The 5,094-nt window shown below is 58.4% G+C and carries 2 protein-coding genes and 2 pseudogenes; all 4 read left to right on the forward strand.

Annotated elements, in window-relative coordinates:
- Positions 1-74: 74 nt before the first annotated feature.
- Positions 75-387 (forward strand): annotated as a pseudogene (locus BFD71_RS40170) (transposase); the annotation flags it as partial.
- Between the two features lie 660 nt (positions 388-1,047).
- A pseudogene (locus tag BFD71_RS38520) lies at positions 1,048-2,165 on the forward strand (IS5 family transposase).
- Positions 2,166-2,492: 327 nt separating this feature from the next.
- Positions 2,493-3,113, forward strand: coding sequence for a carbonic anhydrase (locus BFD71_RS38525; protein WP_069269406.1), 621 nt, complete (start codon positions 2,493-2,495; stop codon positions 3,111-3,113).
- Between the two features lie 100 nt (positions 3,114-3,213).
- Entirely contained in the window at positions 3,214-4,743 is a 1,530-nt protein-coding gene (locus BFD71_RS38530) for a SulP family inorganic anion transporter (protein ID WP_069269407.1), read from the forward strand.
- Positions 4,744-5,094 lie beyond the last annotated feature (351 nt).

A 5,094-nucleotide genomic window follows, 5' to 3' on the forward strand; every position in this document is an offset into this window, starting at 1 on the left:
AGCAAGATCTGCGAACAGGCAAGGATGGTGACGTGGCCCCGGTGGACAAGTGGTCCTATGGCGTGTTCACGCTAATGTCGTTTGATCGTCCACTCTGGCGATGGAAATCACCGAAGCCCAATTATCAACGGATCGAGCATTGTCTGCCACGACAGCGTGGCAACAGTCAGTCTGACGAACCTGCAAGTGCAATGCGATCTTTATGTCGCCGAGCACGGCTGCAAGTGGCGTGGACTGCCGAAGCGCTTCGGTAGATGGCATACGATTTACACGCGGATGAACCGCTGGTCCAGAAGTGACGTGCTGCGTCGCGTGTTCACGGAATTGCAGCGTGCACAGATCGTTCGCATCAGGATCGACGCGGTTTCGCTGGATAGCACTCCGATCTCGCGAAGCTCGGCCTCAAGGAGGCCGCTGCGCCCACCGTATGGAATGCGGTCCTGTTTGATCAATAAGCTATCCTACCTATTTGAACCAGAACCCTTCATCCCACGATTTTACTCGACCATCCCAGCAACGCGACAATGCCAATATGATCGATCCGCGACCAAACCGGTTAGCAGTCCTTTATCGACGCGGACTCATCGCACTGCCACCGCAACATGCACCGAACTTTGTTGCGCACACCCAATAATCGGAACCAGCCGAGCGCAAATAATGCCACGCGGTAAGCGAGACTACTGAGAAGTACGTCATCAAATTAATTTATGCCTGCACTTATGTCTATGGCGTAGGTCCTATTGAGGTCTGTTTGCTGCATTTTATCAATGCATCTGAAGCACAGTCGGTATAAAAGATGTGCGCAAATCTATGCGCCTACTGAGGCAACGCATGGTTCCGTTCAAACAATGGACGGGGTAGCCTAACGTATTTGACGACACAATTGCGACACGATGACTCATCTAAAATACCGGGTAGACTGAATTCTGTTATGCAAACCTTAATGACTGGAATGAAATGCATCGCAATTCTCATCAAGCTCAACACCATCTGTCGGCGCAAAAACTGTATGAGATCGCCATCATGGAAGAATCTTCTGCCGGGACGATGGCAAATGGCAGTCGGCATGGCGTCAGCGCCGACACATTCACCGAGAGTCTGTTTTCCATGTGCAAGCTGGACGACTTCGTCCCCAAGTCGCATCCGTTGCGTTCGATCCGCGTGATGGCGAATGAAGCGCTGGCGAAGATGGATCGACTGTTCGCCCAGATGTACGAAGCGGACATAAAGGGCGGGAGGCCGAGCATCGCGCCAGAGAAGTTGCTGCGAGCCATGCTGATTCAGGCGCTTTTCAGCATCCGCTCAGAGCGCCAGCTGATGGAGCAGGTGCAGTACAACCTGCTGTTTCGTTGGTTCATTGGCCTGGCGATGGACGACGAGGTGTGGGTGCCCACGGTCTTTACGAGAAACCGCGAGCGTCTGATCGAGCACGACGCCGTGATCGAATTCTTCAACGAAGGGGTGTCCATCGCCGGGAAGAAGTGTCTGCTCTCGGGCGGGCATTTCAGCGTGGACGGCACCCTAATCCAGGCGTGGGTCGGACACAAGAGTTTTGTACGCAAGAACGGCGACGATCAGGACAACGATGGTGGCGGCGCGGGCGACTGCAAAAGCGAGAAACGCAGCAACGAGACACATCAGTCGAAGACCGACCCCGATGCGAAGCTCTATCGAAAAGGCAAAACGGCCAGCGAATTGAGTTACATGGGCCATACGCTAACGGACAACCGGCACGGCCTGGTGGTCAACGCACGCGTGACACGCGCCGACGGTCATGCCGAGCGTGAAGCGGCCAAGATCATGATCCACGACGTACGGCAGGCGGCAGAGGATCCGCGCGCGGAAATCACGCTGGGTGCAGACAAGGGCTACGACGCACAGGAATTCGTCGAGGCGCGCCAGCAGATGAAGGTCACGCCGCACGTTGCGCAAAACACCTCGGGGCGGCGTTCGGCAGTGCACGATGCGATTGCCTCGAGCGTGGGCTACGCCATTTCGAGCAAAAGCGCAAGTTGATTGAACAGGGTTTCGGCAGGGCCAAGACCGTGGGGCGCATGCGCCAGGTGATGGTGCGTGGCTTGAAGAAGGTGGACCAGATGTTCGTGTTGAATATGGCGGCCTACAACCTTGTGCGCATGCGATCGCTGGCACGGGTGCGTCCATAGTGGCGGGAAAGCGGCAATGAGGCCAAAAAAGTAGCCTCAAACCGCCAAAACAACGTTGAATTCGCGTTGAGATTGCGCAATCAGAAAAATTTTCGGCAGGAACCGCGTAAGCGGAACAAGGCCGTCTCCGTTGGGCTGTATTCCAGCGGCCTGCTAGGGTATCCTGGCGGCGGCCGAGTGCACTGGGTTGGTTGATTGACGGGTGACCGCGAAGTCCGCGCCACGTATTGGCGTCGTCCAGCGTCATTTTGGAACGACCCATTTTTTTGATAGAAGGCTATTCGCAAGCATTGATCGAAGCCAACGACCTGATTGGAGTCTCGACTCGTGAATCTTCCAAAACGCATGCTCGTCGCCAATGTCGCGTGGGCCCAGGAAATCGGACGGCGCGAACCAAACTTGTTTCGCGCGCTAGCCATGGGGCAGAAACCGCAAGTGCTCTGGATTGGCTGCTCAGATAGCCGCGTACCCGTCGAAACCATCACCCAGTGCGCGCCGGGGGATCTATTCGTTCATCGCAACATCGCTAACCTTTTTCATGTTGATGACGACAACACCATGAGCGTGCTCGAATATGCGGTGTGTGAGCTGCGGGTCGCGCACATCATTGTCTGCGGGCATTACGGATGCGGGGGCGTGCGCGCCTCGCTACTTCCGCCAGCCGATGCCTCGCCGCACTTCAACCGCCACATCAGGCCGCTTTGCGCACTCGCACACACGCATCACGCGGCGCTCGCTCGCCTGCCATCGGAAGAGGCACGCATCAACCGGCTCGTCGAACTTAATGTACTCGAACAGGTACGCCTGCTGCGCGAGCATCCGCTCGTGCGTGGGCGTGCACCCTCTCCCCTTGTGCACGGCTGGATCTTTTCACTGAACGACGGCCAGATGCGCGAACTCGTGTCGGGCTACGGGCCTGAAACAAGGAAGGCAATCGCCCCCGTCTGACCCGCTCCAGATCGCTCCGCTTACCTCGTTCACCGGAACATGGCAGTCGCACAAGTTTCGCCGTCGCGGTATTCACCCTTCACTATTTTTCGTTTCCGTCATGACTTCGAAAGCTTTCCCTTCTGCGCTTCTACGTGACCTCGCAGCCGGCGCTGTAGTCTTTCTCGTCGCGCTGCCGTTGTGTCTCGGCATTGCAAAAGCCTCCGGCGCAGAGCCGCTAGCCGGGTTGGTGTCTGGCATCGTTGGTGGCATCGTCGTCGCCTTGCTCAGCGGATCGTCCCTCAGTGTGAGCGGCCCCGCCGCGGGCCTCGTCGTGATCGTCGTCGACGGCATCGCGCGTCTCGGTAGTTTCTCTGCATTCCTTATTGCATTGCTGCTCTCGGGCGCCATCCAGTTCGGCTTCGGCACGCTTCGAGCCGGGCAGCTCGCGTCGTATGTCCCCACACCCGTCATCAAGGGAATGCTCGCCGCAATCGGCCTGCTGCTGATCATCAAGCAGGTTCCACTCGCAGTCGGTCTGACGTCGGGCGGCAACACCGAATCGTTGGCAGGCGCGCTTGCATCCATCTCGCCCATAGTCTGTACTGTAGCCGCCATCTCGCTGGCCATCCTTGCGGCCTGGGACACGCATACATTGCGACGCTTCGCCCTAGTGCGGTTCGTGCCCGCGCCGCTTGTCGTCGTAGTTGCGGGCGTAAGCGCGACGCTGGTTTGCGGCGCGTTAGGCGCCACGCTCGCGTTGCCACCTGAGCTCCGCGTAGCGTTGCCGGCCATCAAATCGTTGGCGGCGCTCCACGACGCCTTGCATTTCGCTGAGTTCGGGTTGAGCTTCGCGCGCCTTGTGGATCCAGAAATCTGGATCGTCGCCCTGACGCTTGCCGTTGTCGCCAGCCTAGAAACGCTCCTGAGCCTCGAAGCCGTCGAGCAGATCGACCCGCAGCGTCACGCCGCACCACCGAATCGCGAACTCAAAGCGCAAGGCGTCGGCAATATGGTGGCAGGCGCCATCGGGGGATTGCCCATCACATCCGTCATCGTCCGCAGTTCGGCCAACGTCCACGCCGGCGCGCGAAGCAGGCTCTCCGCAATCGTGCACGGCGTGCTACTCCTCGTCAGCGTGTTCGCGCTCACGGATGCGATCAACCTGATTCCGCTCGCGAGTCTCGCCGCCATTCTCATTCATACCGGCATCAAGCTCGCCAGACCGTCGCTGTTCATTATGCTCGCGAAACAGGGAGCGGCAGCGTTCACGCCATTCATTGTAACGATTGCCGGGGTGCTCGCCACCGATCTGCTCACCGGAATTGTCCTCGGCGTGCTGTGCAGCGCCGCGCTCGCGTTGTGGGCGAATCTGCATCGGCCTATTGCCCTCGCGCGACACGACGACCATTTCCTGCTCTCGTTTCGCAAGGATGTGTCGTTTCTCGGCAAGGTGGCGCTCAAGGAGATGCTTGCGCATATCCCGGATCGGGCGACTCTCATCGTCGACACAACCCGCGCCGATTTCATCGACCACGACGTGCGCGAACTGCTGGACCGTTTCATTGACGAGGCGCCGCTGCGGTCGATCTCGGTGGAGGTTCTACATGCCGCAACGGTGCTGCCTCGTGCAACGCGCTCAGGCGCCTGACCGCATGCCAACAATGATGTTGGGATCCGTGACGGTTGTGTGTCGCATTAGATGCTGATATGACTTTCGCAGTCAAGTACGCAAGCCTCTGTTGTGAGTGTCCTTTTGCTTTTCGGTGAATCTGCTGGGGGCGGCGCAGCCTGTAACGTCGACGGTGGATCCGGCTGATATCCGTGGGTTGGCTACCACATTACAGGGTGCCGTCGTGTGAACCTGCCGCGCTCTATGTCCGAGAGTCTGGCCTGGAGGCTGTCTCGTAGTATCTTGGCGGATTGTTCACGGACCGTGCTGCGCCGTCCTCAGCAGACTGCTGTTCCTCCGTTGAATGTGCGATGGGTGCCATTATCAATG

Origin of the sequence: Paraburkholderia nodosa (assembly GCF_001718195.1) — a bacterium.
GTDB lineage: Bacteria > Pseudomonadota > Gammaproteobacteria > Burkholderiales > Burkholderiaceae > Paraburkholderia > Paraburkholderia nodosa_A.